General features: G+C 64.2%; 27 protein-coding genes. 16 read left to right on the top strand and 11 right to left on the bottom strand.

Annotated features, from left to right (window positions below):
* From AC19YT_RS16095 to AC19YT_RS16080, 4 genes are all read left to right on the top strand, one after another.
* Positions 1-789 carry a ParA family protein gene (locus tag AC19YT_RS16095; RefSeq protein ID WP_095110668.1) on the top strand — a complete coding sequence of 263 codons (789 nt, stop codon included), beginning with the start codon at positions 1-3 and terminating at the stop codon, positions 787-789.
* A 93-nt stretch (positions 790-882) separates the two neighbouring features.
* Positions 883-1,725 (top strand): CheW domain-containing protein, encoded by an 843-nt coding sequence (locus AC19YT_RS16090; protein WP_500610608.1) that lies wholly within the window; start codon positions 883-885, stop codon positions 1,723-1,725.
* 80 nt (positions 1,726-1,805) lie between these two features.
* Positions 1,806-2,288 (top strand): chemotaxis protein CheW, encoded by a 483-nt coding sequence (locus AC19YT_RS16085; protein ID WP_095110666.1) that lies wholly within the window; start codon positions 1,806-1,808, stop codon positions 2,286-2,288.
* Positions 2,289-2,681 carry a DUF2802 domain-containing protein gene (locus AC19YT_RS16080; protein WP_095110665.1) on the top strand — a complete coding sequence of 131 codons (393 nt, stop codon included), beginning with the start codon at positions 2,289-2,291 and terminating at the stop codon, positions 2,679-2,681.
* A gap of 18 nt (positions 2,682-2,699) precedes the next feature.
* Here the strand turns inward: AC19YT_RS16080 and AC19YT_RS16075 are convergent, their stop codons facing one another.
* The gene (locus tag AC19YT_RS16075) at positions 2,700-3,029 is read right to left on the bottom strand and encodes an EscU/YscU/HrcU family type III secretion system export apparatus switch protein (RefSeq protein WP_500610607.1); all 330 of its coding nucleotides are present in this window, start codon (positions 3,027-3,029) and stop codon (positions 2,700-2,702) included.
* Positions 3,026-4,597, bottom strand: a complete 1,572-nt coding sequence (gene fliK / locus AC19YT_RS16070; protein WP_500610606.1) for a flagellar hook-length control protein FliK — start codon at positions 4,595-4,597, stop codon at positions 3,026-3,028. The genes AC19YT_RS16075 and fliK overlap by 4 nt, the downstream gene beginning before the upstream one ends.
* Positions 4,598-4,791: 194 nt before the next feature.
* Between fliK and ccmA the strand changes: the two genes are divergently transcribed.
* From ccmA to AC19YT_RS16020, 10 genes are all read left to right on the top strand, one after another.
* Positions 4,792-5,436 (top strand): cytochrome c biogenesis heme-transporting ATPase CcmA, encoded by a 645-nt coding sequence (gene ccmA / locus AC19YT_RS16065; RefSeq protein WP_500610605.1) that lies wholly within the window; start codon positions 4,792-4,794, stop codon positions 5,434-5,436.
* Positions 5,433-6,101: a heme exporter protein CcmB gene (gene ccmB, locus AC19YT_RS16060; protein WP_095110661.1), complete on the top strand. Its 669-nt coding sequence runs from the start codon at positions 5,433-5,435 to the stop codon at positions 6,099-6,101. The genes ccmA and ccmB overlap by 4 nt, the downstream gene beginning before the upstream one ends.
* Positions 6,102-6,178: 77 nt before the next feature.
* Positions 6,179-6,934: a heme ABC transporter permease gene (locus AC19YT_RS16055; protein WP_095110660.1), complete on the top strand. Its 756-nt coding sequence runs from the start codon at positions 6,179-6,181 to the stop codon at positions 6,932-6,934.
* Positions 6,931-7,107: a heme exporter protein CcmD gene (gene ccmD / locus AC19YT_RS16050; protein ID WP_095110659.1), complete on the top strand. Its 177-nt coding sequence runs from the start codon at positions 6,931-6,933 to the stop codon at positions 7,105-7,107. Before AC19YT_RS16055 ends, ccmD begins: the two co-directional genes overlap by 4 nt.
* A complete protein-coding gene (gene ccmE / locus AC19YT_RS16045) occupies positions 7,104-7,562 on the top strand; it encodes a cytochrome c maturation protein CcmE (RefSeq protein WP_095110658.1) in 459 nt (152 codons plus the stop codon). Before ccmD ends, ccmE begins: the two co-directional genes overlap by 4 nt.
* Positions 7,563-7,565: 3 nt before the next feature.
* A complete protein-coding gene (locus tag AC19YT_RS16040; RefSeq protein ID WP_095110657.1) occupies positions 7,566-9,554 on the top strand; it encodes a heme lyase CcmF/NrfE family subunit in 1,989 nt (662 codons plus the stop codon).
* On the top strand, positions 9,551-10,087 hold the full coding sequence (locus tag AC19YT_RS16035) for a DsbE family thiol:disulfide interchange protein (protein ID WP_095110656.1): 537 nt from the start codon (positions 9,551-9,553) through the stop codon (positions 10,085-10,087). The genes AC19YT_RS16040 and AC19YT_RS16035 overlap by 4 nt, the downstream gene beginning before the upstream one ends.
* Positions 10,084-10,557, top strand: a complete 474-nt coding sequence (locus tag AC19YT_RS16030; RefSeq protein WP_095110655.1) for a cytochrome c-type biogenesis protein — start codon at positions 10,084-10,086, stop codon at positions 10,555-10,557. The genes AC19YT_RS16035 and AC19YT_RS16030 overlap by 4 nt, the downstream gene beginning before the upstream one ends.
* Positions 10,550-11,755 carry a c-type cytochrome biogenesis protein CcmI gene (gene ccmI, locus AC19YT_RS16025; RefSeq protein WP_500610604.1) on the top strand — a complete coding sequence of 402 codons (1,206 nt, stop codon included), beginning with the start codon at positions 10,550-10,552 and terminating at the stop codon, positions 11,753-11,755. The genes AC19YT_RS16030 and ccmI overlap by 8 nt, the downstream gene beginning before the upstream one ends.
* Before the next feature lie 14 nt (positions 11,756-11,769).
* On the top strand, positions 11,770-12,177 hold the full coding sequence (locus AC19YT_RS16020) for a hypothetical protein (RefSeq protein WP_095110653.1): 408 nt from the start codon (positions 11,770-11,772) through the stop codon (positions 12,175-12,177).
* A gap of 148 nt (positions 12,178-12,325) precedes the next feature.
* On the opposite strand, the gene AC19YT_RS16015 is transcribed toward AC19YT_RS16020, so the two are convergent.
* The 8 genes from AC19YT_RS16015 to gcl all read right to left on the bottom strand — a co-directional run bounded on the left by AC19YT_RS16015 (position 12,326) and on the right by gcl (position 21,795).
* A complete protein-coding gene (locus AC19YT_RS16015) occupies positions 12,326-13,324 on the bottom strand; it encodes a sulfate ABC transporter substrate-binding protein (protein ID WP_500598387.1) in 999 nt (332 codons plus the stop codon).
* Positions 13,325-13,430: 106 nt separating this feature from the next.
* Positions 13,431-14,255: an ion transporter gene (locus AC19YT_RS16010; RefSeq protein ID WP_500610603.1), complete on the bottom strand. Its 825-nt coding sequence runs from the start codon at positions 14,253-14,255 to the stop codon at positions 13,431-13,433.
* Between the two features lie 21 nt (positions 14,256-14,276).
* Entirely contained in the window at positions 14,277-15,191 is a 915-nt protein-coding gene (locus AC19YT_RS16005) for an urea transporter (RefSeq protein ID WP_500598389.1), read from the bottom strand.
* 120 nt (positions 15,192-15,311) lie between these two features.
* Entirely contained in the window at positions 15,312-16,727 is a 1,416-nt protein-coding gene (pyk, locus tag AC19YT_RS16000; RefSeq protein ID WP_500610602.1) for a pyruvate kinase, read from the bottom strand.
* Positions 16,717-17,997 carry a glycerate kinase type-2 family protein gene (locus AC19YT_RS15995; protein WP_095110648.1) on the bottom strand — a complete coding sequence of 427 codons (1,281 nt, stop codon included), beginning with the start codon at positions 17,995-17,997 and terminating at the stop codon, positions 16,717-16,719. The genes pyk and AC19YT_RS15995 overlap by 11 nt, the downstream gene beginning before the upstream one ends.
* 153 nt (positions 17,998-18,150) lie before the next feature.
* The gene (locus AC19YT_RS15990; protein WP_500610601.1) at positions 18,151-19,041 is read right to left on the bottom strand and encodes a 2-hydroxy-3-oxopropionate reductase; all 891 of its coding nucleotides are present in this window, start codon (positions 19,039-19,041) and stop codon (positions 18,151-18,153) included.
* Between the two features lie 59 nt (positions 19,042-19,100).
* On the bottom strand, positions 19,101-19,883 hold the full coding sequence (hyi, locus tag AC19YT_RS15985; protein ID WP_095110646.1) for a hydroxypyruvate isomerase: 783 nt from the start codon (positions 19,881-19,883) through the stop codon (positions 19,101-19,103).
* A 136-nt stretch (positions 19,884-20,019) separates the two neighbouring features.
* The gene (gene gcl, locus AC19YT_RS15980) at positions 20,020-21,795 is read right to left on the bottom strand and encodes a glyoxylate carboligase (RefSeq protein ID WP_500610600.1); all 1,776 of its coding nucleotides are present in this window, start codon (positions 21,793-21,795) and stop codon (positions 20,020-20,022) included.
* A gap of 260 nt (positions 21,796-22,055) precedes the next feature.
* On the opposite strand from gcl, the gene AC19YT_RS15975 reads away from it, so the two are divergent.
* The gene (locus tag AC19YT_RS15975; protein ID WP_095110644.1) at positions 22,056-22,496 is read left to right on the top strand and encodes a GlcG/HbpS family heme-binding protein; all 441 of its coding nucleotides are present in this window, start codon (positions 22,056-22,058) and stop codon (positions 22,494-22,496) included.
* A gap of 180 nt (positions 22,497-22,676) precedes the next feature.
* On the top strand, positions 22,677-23,135 hold the full coding sequence (locus AC19YT_RS15970) for an REP-associated tyrosine transposase (protein ID WP_500598400.1): 459 nt from the start codon (positions 22,677-22,679) through the stop codon (positions 23,133-23,135).
* A gap of 117 nt (positions 23,136-23,252) precedes the next feature.
* Here the strand turns inward: AC19YT_RS15970 and AC19YT_RS15965 are convergent, their stop codons facing one another.
* Positions 23,253-23,858, bottom strand: coding sequence for a TetR/AcrR family transcriptional regulator (locus tag AC19YT_RS15965; protein WP_095110642.1), 606 nt, complete (start codon positions 23,856-23,858; stop codon positions 23,253-23,255).
* Positions 23,859-23,948 lie beyond the last annotated feature (90 nt).

The following is a 23,948-nucleotide window of genomic DNA, read 5'->3' as shown; positions in this document are numbered from 1 at the left end:
ATGAGAGTCTGGGCAGTCGCCAATCAAAAGGGTGGTGTTGGTAAAACCACCAGTTCCATCGCCTTGGCCGGGTTGCTGGCCGAAGCCGGCAAGCGCGTGGTCGTGGTCGATCTCGACCCCCACGGGTCGATGACCAGTTACTTCGGTTACGACCCCGACCAGTTGGAGCACAGTTGCTACGACCTGTTCCTGCACAAAGGCAGTGTGCCCGACGGCTTGCCGGGGCAGTTGCTGCTGTCCACCAGCGACGAGCGCATCTCGCTGTTGCCCTCCAGCACGGCGCTGGCCACCCTTGAGCGCCAATCGCCGGGGCAGAGCGGCCTGGGCCTGGTGATCGCCAAGAGCCTGGCGCAGCTGTGGCAGGATTTCGATTACGCGATCATCGACAGCCCGCCGTTGCTCGGGGTGCTGATGGTCAACGCCCTGGCGGCGAGCCAGCAACTGGTGATCCCGGTGCAAACCGAACACCTGGCGGTCAAGGGCCTGGAGCGCATGGTCAACACCCTGGCGATGATTAACCGCTCGCGCAAACAAGCGTTGCCGTTCAGCATCGTGCCAACCTTGTTCGACCGCCGCACCCAGGCATCCCTGGGTACATTGCGGGTGTTGCGCGACCTGTACCCCGACGATATCTGGCAAGGCTACATCCCGGTGGACACGCGCCTGCGCGACGCTAGCCGGGCCGGGGTCACGCCTTCGCAATTCGACGGCAAAAGCCGTGGCGTGCTGGCCTACCGGGCGCTGCTCAAGCATTTGCTGGCCCAGCAACTTGTGGCGCAGGTGGCGTGAGATGAAGCACGCAGCCGTCCATTCAAGCCCCAGCGCTATCCGGCCGATAACCTTTACATCTATCAGTGACAGGCTTGGCCCATGGGCATACACATGAATCGTCCTGTCGAGCTCAAGACCCGCCCGCAACTGGCGCTGCAATCCTACCTGGACGCGTTGCTGCAAGACGCCACCGAGGAAGAACTGACGCCGGCGGCCGTGGTGCTGGAAACCGTCGTCGAGGTCGAGGCCGCTCTGGATGAGTTCCAGGCCGCCGTGCTCGAAGAACAGGCCCGCGACGCCGAAAAAGCCCGCGCGCCAGCCCTTGCGGCGCCGGTGGCCGTGGCCGTACGGGAAGCGCCCGCGCCGGTGTTGGCCTCGGTATCGCCGGTGGCGCCGCTGTTGCAGAACCTGGTGGTGCCGGTGGCCGAAGTGCACCTGCCGCCCAGCCAGACCCCGCCGCCGACGGAAGGCGACGGGCGCCCGGCGTGGGCCGCCGAGCCGTTCGAGTGCCTGCTGTTTGACGTGGCCGGGCTGACCCTGGCGGTGCCGTTGGTGTGCCTGGGTTCGATCTACTCCCTGGCCGGGCAAGAGCTGACACCGCTGTTCGGCCAGCCGGAATGGTTCCTCGGCATCCTGCCCAGCCAGGCCGGCAATCTGAAGGTGCTGGACACCGCGCGCTGGGTGATGCCTGATCGCTATCGCGACGACTTTCGCCAGGGCCTGCAATACGTGATCTCGGTTCAGGGCTATGAATGGGGGCTGGCGGTGCATCAGGTCAGCCGTTCGTTGCGCTTGAACCCTAATGAAATCAAGTGGCGCACCCACCGTGGCCAACGGCCGTGGCTGGCGGGCACCGTGATCGAACACATGTGCGCGTTGCTCGACGTTGCCGAACTGGCAGAGTTGATCGCCAGCGGCGGGGCTAGGCACATGCAGGTCGTCAAATCGAAATAACCGACAAACAATAGGCCGCGCCCCGGTGCGGCCGCACAGAACACACACCGTTACCAACGGTTTTTTAAGGGGTCAGGGGTATGAATAAGTCGTCGTCTCTACAGAGTTCCGAAGATCCGATCCTGCAATGGGTGACCTTCAAGCTGGACAACGAAACGTACGGCATCAACGTGATGCGCGTGCAAGAAGTGCTGCGTTACACCGAGATCGCCCCGGTGCCGGGCGCGCCCAGCTATGTGCTGGGCATCATCAACCTGCGCGGTAACGTGGTCACGGTAATCGACACCCGCCAGCGCTTTGGCCTGATGAACGCCGAGATCAGCGATAACACGCGCATCGTGATTATCGAAGCCGACAAGCAAGTGGTCGGGATCATGGTCGATAGCGTGGCTGAAGTGGTTTACCTGCGGCAGTCGGAAATCGAGACCGCACCCAATGTCGGTAACGAAGAGTCGGCCAAGTTCATTCAGGGCGTGTGCAACAAGAACAACGAACTGCTGATCCTGGTTGAGCTGGACAAAATGATGAGCGAAGAAGAATGGTCGGAACTGGAGAACATCTGATTGATTCTTGAGGTGGCTGTGATTGTCCTGTTCCTCTTTTGGGCAGGCACGCTGGCGATGTTTGTGGCGTACATCCGCAGCCAGCGTGGCATCGCCGCGCAACAGGCCCAGGGCGATGCGCTGCGCGACCAGCGCATCAAGGAGTTGGCCAAGCGTGTCGACGACTATCAGAACGGTAGTGTGCGCATGGGCGAGGCACTGCACGAGTTGCGGGCGGTAGTGGCACCGCTGCCCGACAAGCTGACCCAACTGGAGCAGCGCGACCCGTCCAGCCTGTCTTTTGCCCAGGCCGCGCGCCTGGTGGGCATGGGCGCCAGCGTCGATGAGCTTACCCAGTCCTGCGGTTTGACCCAGGCCGAGGCCGAGCTGATGAGCAAATTGCACAAAAGCTGATGCCTGCTGTAGCAAGCGTCAGTAGTCCTCGCCTCGGGCTGTCACGTCCCGCTCCACGGGCGGGGCGTCGGGGTCGTAGCCGGCCGGGAACTTGCCTTTGAGGGTCCAGGCGAAGGCGATGATCTCGGCGATGGTGCGGTACAGCTCCTCCGGGATGCTGTCGCCCAACTCCATGCGGGCGAGCAATTTCACCAATTCGGCGTTTTCATAGATCGGCACGTTGCAGTCTTGGGCGAGCTTGATGATGGCTTCGGCCAACGCGTCGTCGCCCTTGGCGGTCAGGGTCGGGGCTTGCTGGCCGTCGTACTTGAGGGCGATGGCCTGGCGCGGTTCAGTGGGATGGCTCATGCGGTTTCATCGACCCAGCGTTGTTCGAGACGGGTTTGCGCGCCTTGGGGCGGCACACTGAGGTGGCAATCCAGATCGCCGACGTTAAGCCCCGATGCCAGCAGTTTCTCCCGCAAACCGCCCAAGTGGCTTTCAATCAGCTGCGCTGTGTAGGGCCGCTCGGCCCACAACTGGCTGGACAAACGGCCCTGGCTCAACTGCGCCTGCACTTGCAGCGGGCCTAGCGGCTCCATGTCGAAAGCCAGGTCCACCCGCCACAACAGTTGCTTGGGCTCGGCTTCGCGGCGGTGCTCGTCGGGGGCTTTTTCCGGGGTGTCTTCGCGCTGGAACTTGACCTGTAGCGGCACGATGTCTTGCAAGGTGCGCATGGGGATTTCCAGTTGCCAGGTGCTGAGCACGGTGCCGTCGGGAAGGGTGCGGCTCTGTTCCAGGCTGGCCAGTTGATGGCTTTGCAGGCGCGAGACGGCGGCGGCGGCCAGGCGCAGCAGTTGTTCCAGGTCTTCCTCGCCTTCACCGCCACCGAGCAGCCGCGACGGCAGCGGGAAGCCGCTGGGCTGGGGCTTGGCGCTGACCTGGCCGAGGGTGCCTAGGGCCCCGCGGATCATGCTCGGCAAGGCCTGGGCCAGGGTGTTGCCAGCAATGATCGCGTTGAAATTGGTGCTGGCCGGCAGTTGCGGCAGGGCCTGGCCGATCAGGCGCAGCAGGTTGGCCTTGAGGTCGGGGGCCAGGCCCGGGGTTTGCCCGCCCAGCAGCTTGGCTTCCAGGAACACGCCGCTGTTGGCCAGGGCCAGGGCCAGGCCTTTGGGGCTGCTCAGTTGCTGGATGTCGGGCAGGCCGGCCAGCAGGGTTTGCGCGGCGCTGCGCAGTTCGGCCGAAGCGGTGCCGGTGGCGGGCAGGTTCTTCAGTGCCGTGAGCACACCTTCAAGGGACGCCTGGCGGCTGAATTGGGTTTGCAACTGCTGGGCCACGGCCATTTGTTCCTGGCGCCCGGCGGTGGGCACGAAGCTCAGCGTCTGGCTGCCCTGGACCAGTGCGCTGAGCAAGCTGCCGATGCGTAGCGGCTGCGGGCTGTCGATGCTCAGGGTGCTGCCGCTCAGGGCACTGTTGAGCAGGCTGACCATGGAGCGGAACACCGCCGGTTGCCCCGCTGCCTGGGGCAGTGCTTGGGTGGTCAGCACCTTGCCTTGCAGCAGGGTGCCCACCGGCAGTTGGGCGGTGTCGAGGCGGGTGAGGGTGGCAACGTTGGCCGCTTGCGCCTGTTGCACAGTGATGGCCAGGTTGCCCGCCGACGGCTGGCTTACCGCCAGGCGGGTGCCTTGGGGTAACGGCTGGGTGCTGGTGGCTTGCACGGTGGTTTGGCGGCCGCCGTCGAGGGTGACCTTGAGCAGCAACTGGAAGTTCTGGTCGGTCGGCTTGAGGGACAGCACCTCGGCCTTGGCGGTCTGCCCGGGGGCAATCAGCCCTTCGAGCGGCTGCAACAGCTTGAGCAATTCGCCACTTATCAGCGCCGGCCGGGGGGTGGCCGGGGCGGGTGCGGGCAGTGGGAGGATGTTCATGTCGCCTGTCATCGGGTCGCAACCTGTGGAAATAGCCCTCTTTAGTGTAGGGCGCTGCATGTATAATGCCGGCCGTCTTGGAGGGCATGGCGAAAACATCGCAAAACTTTGACGCAGCTCTCTAGAACAGCCCGCCGTTGCATTTATCCTGTAGCACTTTAACGGCCGCTCCCCTGCCGACTTGAACCGTAAAGGCCCGTGATCTCTTGACCAGCCCTTTCCTTGAAGCCGTAGCGCTCGCCTGTGAGCGCGACTTGCGGATGTTGTTCGAACAGCTCGAACTGCGTCTGGCCAGCGGCGATATGTTGCAGATCAGCGGCCCCAACGGCAGCGGCAAGACCAGCCTGCTGCGCCTGCTGGCCGGGTTGATGCAGCCTACCGCCGGGCAGATCCTGCTCAACGGCCAGCCCCTCAATGCCCAGCGCACGGAACTGGCGCAGAACCTGTTGTGGATCGGCCACGCCGCCGGCATCAAGGACTTGCTCAGCGCCGAAGAAAACCTCAGTTGGCTCTGTGCCCTGCACCAACCGGTGGGCCGCGAGGTGATCTGGCAGGCGTTGGCGGCGGTGGGCCTGCGTGGGTTCGAGGATGTGCCGTGCCACACCCTGTCCGCCGGGCAGAAGCGCCGCGTGGCTCTGGCGCGGCTGTACCTGGACGGCCCGCCGCTGTGGATTCTCGATGAACCCTTCACCGCCCTCGACAAGCAAGGCGTGGCCCAGCTCGAAGAACACCTGGCCGGCCATTGCGAGCAGGGTGGCATGGTCATCCTCACCACCCACCACACGCTCAGCCGCATGCCCCGGGGTTACCGCGAACTCGACCTGGGCGTTTACCTGGGAGGTCGGCCATGAGTGTCTTTGGCCTGTTGTTGGCCCGTGAAGCGCAGTTGCTGTTCCGTCGCCCGGCGGACCTGGCCAACCCCCTGGTGTTTTTCGCCATTGTGGTGGCGCTGTTCCCATTGGCGGTCGGCCCCGAGACTCAATTGTTGCAAACCTTGTCTCCGGGGCTGGTCTGGGTAGCGGCCCTTTTGTCCGTCCTGCTCTCGCTGGACGGGCTTTTTCGCAGTGATTTCGAGGATGGTTCCCTTGAACAGTGGGTCCTTTCGTCGCACCCCCTACCTCTTCTGGTTTTAGCCAAGGTACTGGCACACTGGGCGTTTTCCGGGTTGGCACTGGTTTTGCTCGCGCCCTTGCTGGCCTTGATGCTCGGTTTACCGACCGCGTGCCTGCCGGTCCTGTTGTTGTCGTTGCTGCTGGGCACCCCGGTGCTCAGCCTGCTCGGCGCGGTAGGGGCGGCGCTGACGGTGGGTTTGAAGCGCGGCGGCTTGCTGCTGGCGCTGTTGATCCTGCCGTTGTACATCCCGGTGTTGATCCTGGGCAGCGGCGCCTTGCAGGCGGCGTTGCAAGGCATGCCGGCCACGGGTTACCTGCTGTGGCTTGGCAGCCTGACCGCCCTGGCGGTAACCCTGACACCCTTTGCAATAGCCGCTGGCCTGAAGATCAGTGTCGGCGAATAATGAGGTCTGGTCAGTTTTTGACCAGTAAAGACCCTGGCTCCTCGCTCTGACGAAGAGCACCCGTGATGGAAACAGTAATGAACTGGACTTGGTTTCATAAGCTCGGCTCGCCCAAGTGGTTTTATGGCATCAGCGGCAAAATGCTGCCTTGGCTGAGCGTGGCCGCGGTGCTGCTGATTGGCGCTGGTGCGGTCTGGGGCCTGGCGTTCGCGCCCCAGGACTACCAGCAGGGCAACAGCTTTCGCATCATCTACATCCATGTGCCCGCTGCCTTGCTGGCCCAGTCCTGCTACGTGATGCTCGCCGTGTGCGGCATTGTCGGCCTGGTGTGGAAGATGAAGCTGGCGGACGTGGCCCTGCAAAGCGCCGCGCCCATCGGCGCGTGGATGACCGCCGTGGCGCTGGTCACCGGTGCCATCTGGGGTAAGCCGACCTGGGGCTCGTGGTGGGTCTGGGATGCGCGACTAACGTCCATGCTGATTCTGCTGTTTCTGTACTTCGGTCTGATTGCCCTGGGCAACGCCATCAGCAATCGTGACAGCGCGGCCAAGGCCTGCGCGGTGCTGGCAATTGTCGGGGTCATCAACATCCCGATCATCAAGTACTCGGTGGAGTGGTGGAACACCCTGCACCAGGGCGCCACCTTCAGCCTCACCGAAAAACCGGCCATGCCCGTGGAAATGTGGGCGCCGCTGCTGTTGACCGTGCTGGGTTTCTATTGCTTCTTCGGGGCCGTGCTGTTGCTGCGCATGCGCCTGGAAGTGCTCAAGCGCGAAGCCCGCGCCAGTTGGGTCAAGGCCCATGTGCTCGATACCCTGGGGGGCGCGCGATGAACTTTGCATCCTTCGCTGATTTTCTCGCCATGGGCCATCACGGCCTGTATGTCTGGTCGGCCTACGGCATCTGTTTTGCCGTGCTGGCTCTCAACGTCGCGGCGCCGATCCTGGCCCGCAAGCGTTATCTGCAACAAGAGGCGCGTCGTCTGCGCCGGGAGAACGGTAAGTGAATCCGCTGCGTAAAAAGCGTCTGTTGATAATCCTCGCAATCCTGGTGGGCGTTGGCGCTGCCGTCGGCCTGGCCTTGAGCGCCCTGCAACAGAACATCAACCTGTTCTACACCCCGACCCAGATCGCCAATGGCGAAGCGCCGCAGGACACCCGCATCCGCGCCGGCGGCATGGTGCAGGAAGGTTCGCTGCAACGCTCCGGCGACTCGCTGGACGTGCGCTTTGTCGTCACCGACTTCAATAAATCCGTGACCATCACCTACCGCGGCATCCTCCCCGACCTGTTCCGCGAAGGCCAGGGCATCGTCGCCCTGGGCAAGCTCAACGCCCAAGGCGTGGTGGTGGCCGACGAAGTGCTGGCCAAGCACGACGAGAAGTACATGCCCCCGGAAGTCACCAAGGCCCTCAACGACAGCGGCCAGTCGGCACCGGCTCCCGCGAAGAAGGAGGGTTAACCCATGACCCCGTCACTCTACATCCCTGAGCTGGGCCATTTGGCGATGATCCTGGCCCTGTGTTTTTCCATCGTCCAGGCCATCGTGCCGCTGCTCGGCGCCTGGCGCGGCGACCGCATGTGGATGGGCCTGGCCCAACCGGCGGCGTGGGGCCAGTTCGCGTTCCTGGCGTTCTCGTTTGGCTGCCTGACCTATGCCTTCATGGCCGACGACTTTTCCGTCGCGTATGTCGCCAGTAACTCCAACACCGCATTGCCCTGGTACTACAAGTTCAGCGCCGTGTGGGGCGCCCACGAAGGCTCGCTGCTGCTCTGGGCGTTGATCCTCGGCGGCTGGACTTTCGCCGTCTCGGTGTTCTCCCGGCAGTTGCCGCAGGTGATGCTGGCTCGCGTGCTGGCAGTGATGGGGATGATTAGCACCGGGTTCCTCAGCTTCCTGATCCTCACCTCCAACCCCTTTGCGCGCATCCTGCCGCAGATCCCCGCCAACGGCCGCGATCTCAACCCACTGTTGCAGGACATCGGCCTGATCGTTCACCCGCCGATGCTGTACATGGGCTACGTGGGCTTTTCCGTGGCCTTCGCCTTCGCCATCGCCGCGTTGCTCGGTGGGCGCCTGGACGCGGCGTGGGCCCGTTGGTCGCGGCCGTGGACGATCGTGGCCTGGGCTTTCCTCGGCGTCGGCATCACCCTGGGTTCGTGGTGGGCCTACTACGAACTCGGCTGGGGCGGCTGGTGGTTCTGGGACCCGGTGGAAAACGCCTCCTTCATGCCATGGCTGGTGGGCACGGCGCTGATCCATTCCCTGGCCGTCACCGAAAAACGTGGTGTGTTCAAGAGCTGGACCGTGTTGCTGGCCATCGCCGCGTTCTCCCTGAGCCTGCTGGGTACCTTCCTGGTGCGCTCCGGCGTGCTGACCTCGGTGCATGCCTTTGCCTCCGACCCGGAACGGGGCGTGTTCATCCTGATGTTCCTGCTGTTTGTGGTCGGCGGTTCGCTGACCCTGTTCGCCCTGCGCGCGCCGGTGGTCAAGAGCCACGTGGGCTTCAACCTGTGGTCCCGCGAGACGCTGTTGCTGGGCAATAACCTGGTGCTCGTGGTGGCGGCTTCGATGATCCTGCTGGGCACCCTGTACCCGCTGGTGCTCGATGCTTTGACCGGGGCCAAGATGTCCGTCGGTCCGCCGTACTTCAACGCGCTGTTCATCCCGCTGATGGCCCTGCTGATGGTGGTCATGGCCGTGGGTGTGCTGGTGCGTTGGAAAGACACTCCGCTCAAGTGGTTGCTGCGCATGCTCGCCCCGGTGCTGCTGGGCAGCGCCGCGCTGGCGGTGGTGGCGGGCGTGGCTTATGGCGACTTCAACTGGGCCGTGCTGGCCACCTTCATGCTCGCCGCCTGGGTGCTGCTGGCCGGGGTGCGCGATATTGTCGACAAGACCCGCCACAAAGGCCTTATCAAAGGCCTGCCGAGCCTGACCCGCAGCTACTGGGGCATGCAGATCGCCCACATCGGCATCGCCGTGTGCGCCCTGGGCGTGGTGTTGTCGAGCCAGAACAGCGCCGAGCGCGACCTGCGCCTGGAGCCGGGCGAGTCCATGGACCTGGCCGGTTATCACTTCATTTTCGACGGCGCCAAGCACTACGAAGGGCCGAATTTCACCTCCGACAAAGGCACCGTACGCGTGGTGCGCAACGGTAAGGAAATTGCCGTGCTGCACCCGGAAAAACGCCTGTACACCGTGCAGAACTCGGTCATGACCGAGGCCGGCATCGACGCAGGCTTCACTCGCGACATCTACGTCGCCCTCGGTGAACCCCTGGGCGAGGGCGCTTGGGCCGTGCGGGTCCACGTCAAACCATTCGTGCGCTGGATCTGGTTCGGTGGCCTGCTCACCGGCCTGGGCGGTGTATTGGCGGCGCTGGACCGGCGTTATCGGGTCAAGGTCAAAAGCCAGGTGCGCGAAGCCCTGGGCATGACGGGAGCGGCGGCATGAGACGTTGGATGATGGTGCTGCCCCTGGCAGTGTTCCTGGTGGTGGCAGTGTTCCTCTACCGCGGCCTGTACTTGAACCCGGCCGAGCTGCCCTCGGCCATGATCGGCAAGCCGTTCCCGGCGTTCAACCTGCCCAACGTGCAGGGTGACCGCCAATTGACCGAGGCCGACCTCAAGGGCAAGCCGGCGCTGGTCAACGTCTGGGCGACCTGGTGCATTTCCTGCCGGGTCGAGCACCCGGTGCTGAACAAACTGGCCGAACAGGGCGTGGTGATCTACGGCGTCAACTACAAGGACGTCAACGCCGACGCCTTGAAGTGGCTCAAGGAATTCCACAACCCCTACCAACTGGACATCCGCGACGAAGACGGCAACTTGGGCCTGAACCTGGGCGTCTACGGCGCACCGGAAACCTTCTTCATCGACGCCAAGGGCATCATCCGCGACAAGTTCGTGGGGGTGATCGACGAAGTGATCTGGCGTGAGCAACTGGCCGCCAAGTACCAGGCCCTGGTCGATGAGGCCAAGCCATGAAGTCGTGGTTAACCGCCGCCGTGCTGGCCCTGGGCATCGCCAGCGTCGCCCATGCCGCCATCGACACCTACGAGTTCGCCAACGACGGCGAGCGTGAGCGCTTCCACCAGCTGACCAAGGAGTTGCGTTGCCCCAAGTGTCAGAACCAGGACATCGCCGACTCCAACGCGCCGATTGCCGCCGACCTGCGCAAAGAAATTTTCCGCATGCTCGGCGAGGGCAAGGACAACCAGCAGATCATCGACTTCATGGTCGATCGCTACGGTGATTTCGTGCGCTATCGCCCGCCGTTGACCGGCAAGACCGCGCTGCTCTGGTTCGGCCCCGCCGCGTTGCTGCTGGGCGGGCTGGTGATTATCGGCGTGATCGTGCGCCGCCGCCGCGGCGCGGGCCCCGGTGCCCCCGAAACCCTTTCCCCTGATGAGCGCAAGCGCCTCGACCACCTCTTGGATAAAACCACGAATGATTGATTTCTGGCTGGCTGCGGGTCTGCTCCTACTGGTAGCCCTGAGTTTTCTGCTGATCCCGGTTCTACGCGGCCGTCGTGCCCAACGTGAAGAGGATCGTACCGCGCTGAACGTGGCGCTTTACCAAGAGCGCGTGGCTGAACTGCACAGCCAACAAGAGGAAGGCGTGCTCGACGTCGCGCAAATGGCCAGCGGCCGCGCCGAAGCGGCCCGTGAGTTGCTGGCCGACACCGAGGGCGCCGACACGGCGCGGGTGTCGCGCCTGGGCAAGACCGCACCGCTGATCGCCGCCATCCTCGTGCCCGTGCTGGGCCTGGGCCTCTATCTGCATTTCGGTGCCGCCGACAAGGTCGAATTGACCCGCGAGTTCGCCCAGGCGCCGCAGTCCATGGAAGACATGACCCAGCGCCTGGAGCGTGCCGTGGCGGCGCAACCGGATTCGGCCGAAGGCCTGTACTTCCTCGGCCGTACCTACATGGCCCAGGACCGTCCCGCCGACGCGGCGAAGATCTTCGAGCGCACCGTGGCCGTGGCCGGGCGCCAACCGGAACTGCTCGGGCAGTGGGCGCAGGCGCAGTATTTTGCCGACAACAAGAAATGGTCGGACAAGGTGCAAGCCCTGACCGACGAAGCCCTGAAGGCCGACCCTAAGGAAGTCACCAGCCTGGGCCTGTTGGGTATCGCCGCGTTTGAAGCAGAACGCTATCAGGACGCCATCGACTACTGGACGCGCCTGCAAGCCCAACTGCCGGCCGAAGACGCTTCGCGCGCGGCATTGCAGGGCGGTATCGAGCGTGCCACCGAGAAGTTGCAGGCCAACGGCGGCACGGTTGCCAAGGCGCCTGCGGCAGCGGTAGGCGGGGCGTTGCTCAAGGTCCGCGTCGACCTGGCGCCGGCACTCAAGGCCAAGGTGCAACCGGGCGACAGCGTGTTCATCTTCGCCCGTGCCGCTTCCGGCCCTCCGGCGCCCCTGGCGGCCAAACGGGTGACCGTGGCCGACCTGCCGGTTACCGTTGAACTGGGCGACGCGGACGCCATGATGCCGCAATTGAAACTGTCGAACTTCCCTGAAGTCCAACTGGTTGCGCGCGTCTCCCGCGCCGGCCAACCGACTGCCGGCGAATGGATCGGTCGCAGCAAGCCCCTGGCCAGCAGCACCACCGCGCCGCAACAACTGACCATCGACAGCCCGGACCAATAACAGAGAAGCCGCCCATGACCGCCATCGCTCGCCTCACCCTGCTCAGTCTGGTTTTAGGGTTAAGCGCATGTGCGGTCCAGCGGCCCACGCCGGGCCCCTTGCCGCCGATCCCACCCGCCGGCCCCACGACCCAACCGGTGCCCCCGGCCAAAGTCCCCGGCAAACCCGTGACCCCCATCCCGCCTGCCAAACCCGTGCCGCGCACCTCCGCCAGCTTCGCCCCGCCACCGGGCGGTAACAGCCACTGGGACGCCAAACTCGGCGTCTATGCCCTCGACAACCAACCCGGCACCTACTACCGCCAGCGCACCTACTACCGCTGGAACAACGGCTGGAGCCGCGCCATCAGCCCCAACGGCCCATGGGAAGAAACCGACGTCCACGGCGTGCCCTCGGGGTTGGGGCGGTTGCATCCGCAGTAAGTTCAAAACCCCTGTAGCAAGCGGGCTCGCCCGCGCTGGGAGGCGTAGCCGCCCCCAAAGCCGTCGTCCGTATGTTTGAGTGGATGACGATTTTGGGAGCGCTTCGCACTCCAGCGCGGGCGAGCCCGTTTGCTACGTGCCTGTGGCGTTACTGGCCGCTATAGATCTGGTCGAACACGCCACCGTCATTGAAGTGGGTCTTTTGCACGGTGCGCCAGTCGCCGAAGGTTTTTTCCACGGAGAGGAAGTCCACTTTCGGGAAGCGGTCGGTGTACTTGGCCAGCACTTTCGGGTCCCGTGGGCGCAGGTAGTTGTTGGCGGCGATTTCCTGGCCTTCGGGGGACCACAGGTACTTGAGGTATTCCTCGGCGGCGGCGCGGGTGCCTTTTTTGTCGACGACTTTATCGACGACCGACACCGGTGGCTCGGCTTCGGCGGAGACGCTCGGGTAGACGACCTCGAATTGGTCGCGGCCGAATTCGCGGGCGATCATCTCGGCTTCGTTCTCGAAGGTCACCAGGACGTCGCCGATCTGGTTGGTCATGAAGGTGGTGGTGGCCGCGCGACCGCCGGTGTCCAGCACGGGCGCTTGCTTGAACAGTTTGCCGACGAAGTCCTTGGCCTTGTTTTCGTCGCCGCCGTTTTTCAGCACGTAGCCCCACGCGGACAGGTAGGTGTAGCGGCCGTTACCCGAGGTTTTCGGGTTGGGCACGATCACCTGCACGCCGTCCTTGAGCAGGTCGGGCCAGTCTTTGAGGGCTTTGGGGTTGCCTTTGCGCACGATGAACACGGTGGCCGAGGTGAACGGCGCGCTGTTGTCTGGCAGGCGCGTGACCCAGTTGTCCGGGACCAGTTTGCCGTTGTCGGCCAGGGCGTTGATGTCGGTGGCCATGTTCATGGTGATGACGTCGGCGGGCAGGCCGTCGATCACCGAGCGCGCTTGTTTGCTGGAGCCGCCGAAGGACATTTGCAGGGTGATGTTCTCGTTGTGCTCGGCTTTCCAGTGTTTCTGGAAGGCGGCGTTGTAGTCCTTGTAGAAGTCGCGCATGACGTCATAGGACACGTTGAGCAGGGTAGGGGCGGCCTGGGCGACGCTGCCCAGGGCCAGGCCAGCGGCCAGAAGTGAGGCGCCAAAGAGTTTTTTCACTGCGCATTCCTTGTTGTATTCAGGGTGTTCGAGGTGGGGTAAGGGCCTTTTGCCATCGACTATAGCCGGGGCGGTATATCTCTTTAAAGATTAAAAAGAACTTTGCTTATTCGATTTTCTTAAACAGTGCATTGCCGCAGCGCGAGCAAAATGCGGCGCCGTGTTCGTGGCTGTTCTTTTTGCACACCGGGCAGTCGTGTTGCAGTTGTTCACCGCGCATGGCGTTGGCCAGTTCGGCGGTGAAGATGCCGGTGGGCACGGCGATGATCGAGTAACCGGTAATCATCACCAGGGACGAAATAATCTGGCCCAGGGTGGTCTTGGGCACGATATCGCCAAAGCCCACGGTGGTGAGGGTGACGATGGCCCAGTAGATGCCGGTGGGGATGCTGGTGAAACCGTGCTCGGGGCCTTCGATCACGTACATCAGGGTGCCGAACACGGTCACCAGGGTGCACACACTGAGCAGGAATACGATGATTTTCTGCTTGCTGCCGCGCAGGGCCGAGAGCAGGTAGTTGGCCTGCTTGAGGTAAGGGCTGAGCTTGAGCACGCGAAAGATACGCAGCATGCGGATGATGCGGATTATCAGCAGGTATTGGGCGTCGCTGTAGTACAGCGCGAGGATGCCGGGGACGATGGCCAGCAGGTCCACCAGGCCATAGAAACTGAACGCATAGCGCAGCGGCTTGGGCGAGCAGTACAGGCGCAGGCCGTACTCGATGGCAAAAACCAGGGTGAAGCCCCACTCGATGGCCTGCAACAGCCCGGCGTAGTGCTGGTGGATGCTGTCGATGCTGTCCAGGATCACCACCACCAAGCTGGCCAGGATGATAAGCAGCAAGCTCTGGTCGAAGCGCCGCCCGGCCTGGGTGTCGGTCTGGAAAATCATGATGTAGAGCCGTTCACGCCAGTGCTTGTTGCTGTCCATGGGTTACGCCTGAAACGAAGGTCAACGCAGCCTAGGTGGATTGCCCGGGGTTGCGCAAGGCGCGCAATCGCGGGCGGCCTGTTGCAGCACTCGGGTGGCGGCGCGCACCAGCCAGCAGGCGAGGACGAAAGGCGCCGTCAGGGCGGCCAGGCCGATGGCGGCAAAGCCCGGAGCGAGGACGATCGCCAGGGCAATGCCCAGCAGGGGCAACCAGGGCTGGCGCCGTTGCTGGCTCAGCGCCAGGGCGGCCAGGGCCGGGTTGTAGCTGTACAGGCCCTGCAAGGCCTGGTTGGGGGCGTCGAGCAGCAACCCGGCGCCCAGGCCCAGTGCCGCGCCGAGCAAGGCCCAGGCTGCCGCGTGGCGATTGGCGAGCAACAGCCCCGCGCCGATCAGCACGCCGGCCAAGGGCGCCTCCAGCAGCATGACCTGGCCCAGGCCCTTGAACAGTGCCAGCAACAGGCTCATCCCGTTCACGGGCAGGGCCGCCAGGGGCGCGGCGGCGGGCAGCTCGGCCGTGCTTAGCAGCAGCCAGCCCAGGGCGATGAACGGTGCCGTGTAGGCGGGCAGGCAAGTGGGGTTGGGCGCGCGTTTGAGCCACTGGCGCACCAGCATCGCACTGAGGCCGCCGCCGGCAATTATCAGCGGCACCAGTAGCACCGACCAGGGCAATACCTGGGGCAGCAGCAGGCCGAGCAGCACGCCGTTGTAGCTGTAGAGCCCGGCTTCGCGCTCGGCCTTGGGGTAGCCGCGGCGCTGGGCGGTGAGCAACCCGGCGACGCCGCCCAGTAACGCGCCGCCGAGCAGGGCCGGGGCGCTGCACAGAACTGCCAGCAGGCAGAGCACGCCGCACAGCGCATGGCGTTGCAGGAAAATCTGGCTGAAACCGTGGAGCAGGGCGGTGGCCCAGTCGGGGCAGTGGGTGGAGTTCGGGGTCATGGGGGTTGGGCACAGAGAGGGGGACCGAGGTGGCCTTAATCGCGCGCAGGCTCGCTCGCCCCAGGTCCATACGCACCTTTTGTGGGAGCGAGCCTGCTCGCGATAGGGCCGCTACCGACGCTAGATCAACGTCTCGATACGCAATGAGTTGGTCGACCCGGGGCGCCCGAACGGCACGCCGGCGGTTATCAGCAGGGTGTCGCCGCGCCGGGCCATGCCTTGGGCCTGGGCGATTTCCAGGGCCGTGGAGCACACCTCATCGACCTGGCGCAAACGGTCGTTGACCACCGAATGCACGCCCCAGGCCACGCTCAGGCGTCGGGCCGTGGAGAGGTGGGGCGTGAGGTTGAGGATCGGCAACCCGGGCCGCTCCCGCGCCGCCCGCAGGCTGGATGCCCCGGATTCGCTGTAGTTGACCAGCACTGCCACCGGCAGGATGTTGCTGATGCGCCGGATCGCGCAGCTGATGGCGTCCGAGGTGGTCGCTTCAGCCTTGGGCCGGCTTACGTCCAGTTGGGTCTGGTAGTCCGGGCCGCCTTCGACCTGGCGGATGATCTTGCTCATCATCTGCACCGCTTCGAGGGGGTACTCGCCCGAGGCGGTTTCCGCCGACAGCATCACCGCGTCCGCCCCTTCGGCCACCGCGTTGGCGACATCGGTGACCTCGGCGCGGGTGGGCGCCGGGGAGAAACGCATGGATTCGAGCATCTGCGTGGCCACCACCACCGGTTTACCCAATTGGCGGCAGGTGCGGATGATGTCCTTCTGGATCTGCGGCACGCTCTCGGCCGGCACTTCCACCCCCAGGTCACCGCGGGCGACCATGATGGCGTCGCTCAATTCGGCGATTTCCCACAGTTGGGCCACGGCCGACGGCTTCTCGATCTTGGCCATCAGGAACGCCTTGTCGCCGATCAACGCGCGGGCTTCGTGGATATCCTGCGGGCGTTGCACGAACGACAGCGCCACCCAGTCCACCCCCAGCTCCAAGCCGAAACTCAGGTCGCGGCGGTCCTTGGCGGTCAGGGGGCTTAAGTCCAGCACCGCTTCGGGTACGTTGACGCCTTTGCGGTCCGACAGTTCGCCGCCATTGAGCACCGTGGTGTCGATGGCGTCGGCGTGTTTGGCGGTCACCCGCAGGCGCAGTTTGCCGTCGTCGAGCAGCAGGTCCATGCCCGGCTCCAGGGCCGCGATGATCTCGGGGTGGGGCAGGTTGACCCGGCGCTGGTCGCCCGGCGTGGGGTCCAGGTCCAGGCGCAGGGCCTGGCCGCGCAGCAGTTGCACCTTGCCGTCGGCGAACCGGCCAACCCGCAGTTTCGGCCCTTGCAGGTCCATCAGGATGCCCAAAGGGTAGTTGAGCTGGCGCTCCACCTCGCGGATCCACTGGTAGCGCTGGGCGTGGTCGGCGTGGTCGCCGTGGCTGAAGTTGAGGCGAAAAATGTTCACCCCGGCCTCCACCAGTTCGCGGATATCGTCGATGCCGTCTGTGGCAGGGCCCAGGGTGGCGAGGATTTTGACCTTCTTGTCAGGCGTCATGGGCGGGGCTCTCAAGGATCAGGATGGCGCGAAAGTCATTGACGTTGGTGCGCGTCGGCTCGGTGACGATCAAGGCGTCCAGCGCCTGGAAGTAGCCGTAGCCATTGTTGTTGTCCAGTTCCGCGCTGGCGCTCAGGCCCAGGGCTTCGGCGCGGGCGTAGCTGGCGGGGGTCATCAGGGCGCCGGCGTTGTCCTCGGAGCCGTCGATGCCGTCGGTGTCGCCGGCCAGGGCGTACACCCCAGGCAGGCCCTTGAGGCTGTCGGTCAGGCTCAGGAGGAACTCGGCGTTGCGCCCGCCCCGGCCATTGCCGCGCACGGTGACGGTGGTTTCGCCGCCCGAGAGGATCACGCAGGGCGCCGCCAACGGCTGGCCGTGGAGCACGATCTGGCGGGCGATGCCGGCGTGGACTTTGGCCACCTCCCGCGACTCGCCTTCCAGGTCACCGAGGATCAGTGGGCTGAACCCGGCCTGGCGCGCCTTGACCGCCGCCGCTTCCAGGGATTGCTGCGGGCGGGCGATCAATTGGAAATGGCTGCGGGCCAGGCTCGGGTCGCCGGGTTTGACCGTCTCCGACGCGGGGTTTTGCAGCCAGGCGCGCACGCTGGCGGGCACCTCGATGCCATAGCGGGCGAGGATCGCCAGGGCCTGCGCCGAGGTGCTCGGGTCGGCCACGGTGGGGCCGGAGGCGATCACGGTGGCCAGGTCGCCCGGCACGTCGGAAATCGCGTAGGTGTACACCGTCGCCGGCCAGCAGGCTTTGCCCAAGCGCCCGCCCTTGATGGCCGAGAGGTGCTTGCGCACGCAGTTCATCTCGCCAATGGTGGCGCCGGACTTGAGCAGGGCTTTGTTGATCGACTGTTTATCGGCCAGGGTAATGCCGGCGGCGGGCAAGGCCAGCAACGCCGAGCCGCCGCCGGAGAGGAGGAAAATCACCCGGTCGTCTTCATTCAGGTGGCTCACCAACTCCAGCACCCGGCGAGCCACCGCCAGGCCCGCGGTGTCGGGCACCGGGTGGGCGGCCTCGACCACTTCGATTTTGCTGCACGGCGCACCGTGGCCGTAGCGGGTGACCACCAGGCCCGAGATTTCGCCCTGCCAGCAGCGCTCGACCTCCTGGGCCATGGCGGCAGCGGCCTTGCCGGCGCCGATGACAATCACCCGCCCGCTACGGTCGGCGGGCAGATGAGCTTGCAGCACCTGGCGGGGATGGGCGGCGTCGATGGCTGTGGCGAACAGCTCACGGAGCAATTGTTGTGGATCGACCGACATGGCGGGCTCCCGGTTTTTTGTGGTTCGGCTTGGAACGCATGGACAGCCCCTGTGGGCGCGAGCCTGCTCGCGATAGCGATTCGTCAGGCCCGCCGAAGGTTGACTGTAGCGGCCTCATCGCGAGCAGGCTCGCTCCCATGGGGTGTGTGCTGCTTACTTCTCCCGAATCGAGAAGTTCGCCATGTGCTCCAGGCCCTTGATAAGCGCCGAGTGGTCCCAGTTGGCGCCGCCGAGGGCGTTGCAGGTGCTGAACACTTGCTGGGCGTTGGCGGTGTTGGGCAGGTTGATCCCCAGTTCGCGGGCGCCGGCCAGGGCCAGGTTGAGGTCTTTCTGGTGCAGGCTGATGCGGAAACCCGGGTCGAAGGTGCCCTTAATCATGCGCTCGCCGTGCACTTCGAGGATCTTCGAGGAGGCGAAACCCCCCATCAGCGCTTCACGCACCTTGGCCGGGTCGGCGCCATTTTTGGCGGCGAACAACAGCGCCTCGGCCACGGCTTGGATGTTGAGGGCGACAATGATCTGGTTCGCCACTTTCGCGGTTTGCCCGTCGCCGTTGCCGCCGACCAGGGTGATGTTCTTGCCCATGCTCTGCAACAGCGGCAGGGCGCGGGCGAAGGCCTGGTTGTCGCCGCCGACCATGATGCTCAGGGTCGCGGCCTTGGCCCCGACTTCGCCGCCGGACACCGGGGCGTCCAGGTACTGCGCGCCTTTTTCGTTGATCCGCGCGGCGAAGGCCTTGGTCGCGGTGGGCGAGATGGAACTCATGTCGATGACAACCTTGCCGGGGCCCACGCCTTCGGCGACGCCGCTGGCACTGAACAGCACGTCTTCGACCTGGGGCGTATCGGGCACCATGACGATGATGAATTCAGCTTCCTGGGCCACTTCTTTCGGGTTGGCCAGGGCGATGGCGCCGGCGGCGACCAGGTCGGCCGGGGCTTTGTCGTGGTGCTCGGACAGGAGCAGCGTGTGGCCGGCCTTTTGCAGGTTCTGCGCCATTGGGCGACCCATGATGCCGGTGCCGATGAATCCGATTTTAGCCATGGAGAAATCCTCTTGTTTTTATAGGTCTTGCGCGCTTCCCGCAGGGGGCAGGGGCGCAGTCAGATCGCGTTGTGGCTCTTGAGCCAACCCAGCCCCGCTTCAGTGGTGGTCAGCGGCTTGTACTCGCAGCCGACCCAGCCCTGGTAACCGATGCGGTCCAGGTGTTCAAACAGGAAGCGGTAGTTGATTTCGCCGGTGCCCGGCTCGTTGCGCCCGGGGTTGTCGGCCAGTTGGATGTGATTGATGTCGTCCAGGTGCGTGGCCATGGTGCGGGCCAGGTCACCTTCCATGATTTGCATGTGGTAGATGTCGTATTGCAAGTACAGGTTGGCACTGCCCACCTGCTCGCGGATCGCCAGGGCCTGGGCCGTGGTGTTGAGGTAGAAACCCGGAATGTCGCGGGTGTTGATCGCTTCCATCACCAGTTTGATGCCCGCCGCGTGCAGCTTGTCGGCGGCGTACTTGAGGTTGTCGACGAAGGTCTGCTGCACCGTGGCGCAGTCCAGGCCCTGGGGGCGGATGCCGGCCAGGCAGTTGACCTGGCGGTTGCCCAGCACCTGGGCGTAGGCGATGGCCAAATCGACACCGGCGCGGAACTCCTCGACCCGGTCCGGGTGGCAGGCGATGCCTCGTTCACCCTTGGCCCAGTCGCCGGCCGGCAGGTTGAACAGCACTTGGGTCAGGCCGTGGGCATCGAGCTGAGCCTTGATCTGGGCCGAGCTGAAGTCGTAGGGGAACAGGTACTCGACACCACTGAAACCGGCCTTGGCGGCGGCTTCGAAGCGGGCGAGGAAGTCCTGCTCGGTAAACAGCATGGACAGGTTGGCGGCAAAACGCGGCATGGTGGTCTCCTGAAAGTTGTGCATGTTCCGTGTGGGAGCCAGCCTGCTGGCGATAGCCGTCGGTCAGTCAACAACAACGCTGAATGTGCCGGCCTTATCGCGAGCAGGCTCGCTCCCACCGGGGGGCGAGCAAGGGTTAATCGAGCAGCGAAATCGCCGTGGGCGCATCGTTGCCCACCAGCGCCAGGTCTTCGAATTCGTTGACGGCGTTGATCTCGGTGCCCATGGAAATGTTGGTCACGCGCTCCAGAATAATCTCAACGATCACCGGCACCTTGAATTCTTCGATCATTTCCTGGGCGCGGCGCAGGGCCGGTTGGATCTGTGCCGGCTCGAACACCCGCAGCGCCTTGCAGCCCAGGCCTTCGGCGACGGCCACGTGGTCAACGCCATAGCCGTTGAGTTCCGGGGCGTTGAGGTTGTCGAAAGACAACTGCACGCAGTAGTCCATTTCAAACCCGCGCTGGGCCTGGCGGATCAGCCCAAGGTAGGAATTGTTCACCACTACGTGTATGTACGGCAGCTTGAACTGCGCGCCCACGGCCAGTTCTTCGATCATGAACTGGAAGTCGTAGTCGCCGGACAAGGCCACCACTTTGCGGCTTGGGTCAGCCTTGACCACGCCCAGGGCGGCGGGGATGGTCCAGCCCAACGGGCCGGCCTGGCCGCAGTTGATCCAGTGCCGTGGCTTATAGACGTGTAGGAATTGCGCACCGGCAATCTGCGACAAACCAATGGTGCTGACGTAGCAAGTGTCTTTGCCGAACACCTGGTTCATCTCTTCGTACACGCGCTGGGGCTTGACCGGCACATTATCGAAGTGGGTCTTGCGGTGCAGGCTGGCCTTGCGCTGCTGGCAGTCCTGCAACCAGGCGCTGCGGTTTTTCAGCTTGCCGGCGGCTTGCCATTCACGGGCCACTTCGATGAACACGGTCAGGGCCGAGGCGGCGTCGGAGACGATGCCCAGGTCCGGGGTGAATACGCGGCCGATCTGCGTGGGCTCGATGTCAACGTGGATGAATGTGCGCCCTTGGGTGTAGACCTCCACCGAGCCGGTGTGGCGGTTGGCCCAGCGGTTGCCGATGCCCAGCACCGCGTCGGATTTGAGCATCGTCGCGTTGCCGTAGCGGTGCGAGGTTTGCAGGCCGACCATGCCCACCATTTGCGGGTGATCGTCGGGGATGGTGCCCCAGCCCATCAGGGTGGGAATGACCGGGATGCCGGTCAGCTCGGCGAATTCCACCAGCAGCTCGCTGGCGTCGGCGTTGATGATGCCGCCGCCGGCTACGAGCAGTGGGCGTTCGGCCTGGTCCAGCAGGGCCAGGGCTTTTTCCACCTGGAGGCGGGTGGCCGAAGGCTTGGCCAGGGGCAGGGGCTGGTAGGCGTCGATGTCGAATTCGATTTCGGCCATTTGCACGTCGAACGGCAGGTCGATCAGCACGGGGCCGGGGCGCCCGGAGCGCATTTCATAAAAGGCTTTCTGGAAGGCGTAGGGCACCTGGCCCGGCTCCAGCACGGTGGTCGCCCACTTGGTGACGGGTTTGACGATGCTGGTGATGTCCACGGCCTGGAAGTCTTCCTTGTGCATCCGCGCCCGCGGGGCCTGGCCGGTGATGCACAGGATCGGGATCGAGTCGGCCCAGGCGCTGTAGAGCCCGGTGACCATGTCGGTGCCGGCCGGGCCCGACGTGCCGATGCACACGCCGATATTGCCGGCCTTGGTGCGGGTGTAACCCTCGGCCATGTGCGAGGCGCCTTCCACGTGGCGAGCAAGGACGTGATCGATGCCACCGACCTTTTGCAGGGCCGAGTACAGCGGGTTGATGGCGGCGCCCGGGATACCGAAGGCAGTGTCCACACCTTCACGGCGCATCACCAGAACGGCGGCTTCGATTGCTCTCATTTTGCTCATGGTTTTGTGCCTTTTGCGTTTTGTAATTGTATACAAGTGGTTTTTGCGGCGAGTGTATTCATGGCCGGCTGAGAAGGTCAATCCCTTTTCTCAAGCGCCTGTTTCAATTGTTGAGGGCTTTGAACACTGTGATTTTTCGTCGCTTCGGGTAATTTGCGAGAATTATTGTATACAAAAATAGATTCTATTGTGTTCTATTTGTAGTGTCTGTTTTTCATCAAGCCCCCAGGCTTTTCCCTAACAAGATAAGGACGGCACCCATGAGCGCTTTAACCTTGAAAGTCGCAGTCAGCCTGACCGGCCAGGCCATCCATGCCGGGCGGCAGATCGCCGCTGCGCCCCTGACCGTCGCGGTCCTGGACGCGGGCGGGCACCTGTTGAGCCTGCAACGCGAAGACGGCGCCAGCCTGTTGCGCCCGCAAATCGCCATCGGCAAGGCCTGGGGGGCGATTGCCCTGGGCAAGGGCTCACGCTTGCTGGCCCTGGACGCCCAGCAACGCCCAGCCTTCATCGCCGCCCTCAACAGCCTGGGCCAGGGCAGCGTCGTCCCTGCCCCTGGCGGTGTACTGATCCGCGACCCACAAGGCACCGTCATCGGCGCCATCGGCATCAGTGGCGACACCTCGGACATTGACGAGCAATGCGCCATCAGCGCGATAGAAGCCCAGGGTTTGCGGGCGGATGCGGGGGTGGGGGCTTGACTGTGCTGGGCTGATACACCGCCATCGCGAGCAGGCTCGCTCCTGTTGGGGGCACGACCTTCTGTGTGCCAGCCTGCTCGCGATGAGGTCCTCCATGAAACATCCTGCCAAGCAGATTCACCGCCCCAAGCCTTCTGCAGCCCTAACCTTGCAGAACCCATTCTGCACAGGGGCAATGGAATGCCTGCACACCCTGCATCAAAACGCTTAAGGCTCGGACGCTTTAGCGAGGCCGGGCGGATTTATCTGCTGACCACCAACACGCGAGACAGAGAGCCTGTTTTCAGCGACGTTGCCTTGGGCAGATTGGTCGTCGCGCAGTTTCGTCACGCCCAGGAGCGCGGCTGCGTTCACTCTTTGGCTTGGGTGGTGATGCCTGACCACTTTCACTGGCTGATCGAGTTGCGGCAGGGAAATTTAGGTGAGTTGATGCAAAAGACCAAATCGCTGGCGAGCAAAGCCGTGAATCGAGCAGTTGGCCGCCAAGTGCGCCTCTGGCAGCCGGGGTTTCATGATCGTGCGCTGCGCCGGGACGAGGATTTGGTCAAGCTGGCCCGCTATGTGGTGGCCAATCCGTTGCGTGCGGGGTTGGTGGGGCGCCTGGGCGACTATCCGCTGTGGGATGCGATCTGGGTTTGAGCGCAATGAGAGGTGCCTTTATCGCGAGCAGGCTCGCTCCCACAGGGGGGCTGGGTATCGGCCCCAACAAATCGCCTGTGGGAGCGAGCCTGCTCGCGATAGCCGCGCCGCGGTGCCTTAATCCGGCGCACACCCTTTGAGCACCAACCGGATAATGGTCTGGGCGGCGGCTTCGTAGTCGGTTTCGTCGAGTTTGGCTTTGCCGGTGACCACCGAGATCTGCCAGTCGAAGTCGGCGTAGGTCTGGGTCGCGGCCCAGATGCTGAACATCAGGTGGTGGGGGTCGAGGGGGGCGATCTGGCCGCGGTCGATCCAGGTCTGGATGCAGTCGATGTTGTGCTTGGCCTGGGCGTTGAGCTGCTGCACCTGGTCGGCGCTCAGGTGGGGGGCGCCGTGCATGATTTCGCTGGCGAACACCTTGGAGGCAAAGGGCAGGTCACGGGAGATGCGGATTTTCGAGCGGATGTAGGCGCTCAGCACTTCGCCCGGCACGCCGTCGGCGTTGAAGGGGGTGGAGGCTTGCAGGATCGGCTCGATGATGCTTTCGAGCACCTCGCGGTAGAGGTTGTCCTTGGATTTGAAGTAGTAGTAGACGTTGGGTTTGGGCAGCCCGGCCTTGGCGGCGATGTCACTGGTCTTGGTCGCGGCGAAGCCCTTGTCGGCGAACTCTTCGCTGGCGGCCCGCAGGATCAGTTCTTTATTACGCTCGCGGATGGTGCTCATAAACCAGGTGATTCCTTGCCGGTACGGGCGGTGGCGCATGGTAGCACCGCGTTTGCGCGAGGCTCAAGAATGCCCCATAGGGCCTATTGC

It is taken from the genome of Pseudomonas sp. MF08875 (genome assembly GCF_059862525.1).
Note: the sequence above shows the minus strand (reverse complement) of the source record. Positions and strands in the feature narration are given on the sequence as shown.

Coding starts and splice junctions, on each gene's coding strand:
- AC19YT_RS16040 (WP_095110657.1), top strand. CDS start 7,566: ATGACCCCGTCACTCTACATCCCTGAGCTGGGCCATTTGGCGATGATC.
- ccmB (WP_095110661.1), top strand. CDS start 5,433: ATGAGTGTCTTTGGCCTGTTGTTGGCCCGTGAAGCGCAGTTGCTGTTC.
- AC19YT_RS16095 (WP_095110668.1), top strand. CDS start 1: ATGAGAGTCTGGGCAGTCGCCAATCAAAAGGGTGGTGTTGGTAAAACC.
- AC19YT_RS16055 (WP_095110660.1), top strand. CDS start 6,179: ATGAACTGGACTTGGTTTCATAAGCTCGGCTCGCCCAAGTGGTTTTAT.
- AC19YT_RS15975 (WP_095110644.1), top strand. CDS start 22,056: ATGAGCGCTTTAACCTTGAAAGTCGCAGTCAGCCTGACCGGCCAGGCC.
- AC19YT_RS16020 (WP_095110653.1), top strand. CDS start 11,770: ATGACCGCCATCGCTCGCCTCACCCTGCTCAGTCTGGTTTTAGGGTTA.
- AC19YT_RS16085 (WP_095110666.1), top strand. CDS start 1,806: ATGAATAAGTCGTCGTCTCTACAGAGTTCCGAAGATCCGATCCTGCAA.
- AC19YT_RS15965 (WP_095110642.1), bottom strand. CDS start 23,858: ATGAGCACCATCCGCGAGCGTAATAAAGAACTGATCCTGCGGGCCGCC.
- gcl (WP_500610600.1), bottom strand. CDS start 21,795: ATGAGCAAAATGAGAGCAATCGAAGCCGCCGTTCTGGTGATGCGCCGT.
- ccmD (WP_095110659.1), top strand. CDS start 6,931: ATGAACTTTGCATCCTTCGCTGATTTTCTCGCCATGGGCCATCACGGC.
- hyi (WP_095110646.1), bottom strand. CDS start 19,883: ATGCCGCGTTTTGCCGCCAACCTGTCCATGCTGTTTACCGAGCAGGAC.
- AC19YT_RS16010 (WP_500610603.1), bottom strand. CDS start 14,255: ATGGACAGCAACAAGCACTGGCGTGAACGGCTCTACATCATGATTTTC.
- AC19YT_RS16030 (WP_095110655.1), top strand. CDS start 10,084: ATGAAGTCGTGGTTAACCGCCGCCGTGCTGGCCCTGGGCATCGCCAGC.
- AC19YT_RS16090 (WP_500610608.1), top strand. CDS start 883: ATGAATCGTCCTGTCGAGCTCAAGACCCGCCCGCAACTGGCGCTGCAA.
- AC19YT_RS15990 (WP_500610601.1), bottom strand. CDS start 19,041: ATGGCTAAAATCGGATTCATCGGCACCGGCATCATGGGTCGCCCAATG.
- ccmI (WP_500610604.1), top strand. CDS start 10,550: ATGATTGATTTCTGGCTGGCTGCGGGTCTGCTCCTACTGGTAGCCCTG.
- AC19YT_RS15970 (WP_500598400.1), top strand. CDS start 22,677: ATGCCTGCACACCCTGCATCAAAACGCTTAAGGCTCGGACGCTTTAGC.
- AC19YT_RS15995 (WP_095110648.1), bottom strand. CDS start 17,997: ATGTCGGTCGATCCACAACAATTGCTCCGTGAGCTGTTCGCCACAGCC.
- pyk (WP_500610602.1), bottom strand. CDS start 16,727: ATGACGCCTGACAAGAAGGTCAAAATCCTCGCCACCCTGGGCCCTGCC.
- AC19YT_RS16035 (WP_095110656.1), top strand. CDS start 9,551: ATGAGACGTTGGATGATGGTGCTGCCCCTGGCAGTGTTCCTGGTGGTG.
- AC19YT_RS16005 (WP_500598389.1), bottom strand. CDS start 15,191: ATGACCCCGAACTCCACCCACTGCCCCGACTGGGCCACCGCCCTGCTC.
- fliK (WP_500610606.1), bottom strand. CDS start 4,597: ATGACAGGCGACATGAACATCCTCCCACTGCCCGCACCCGCCCCGGCC.
- AC19YT_RS16075 (WP_500610607.1), bottom strand. CDS start 3,029: ATGAGCCATCCCACTGAACCGCGCCAGGCCATCGCCCTCAAGTACGAC.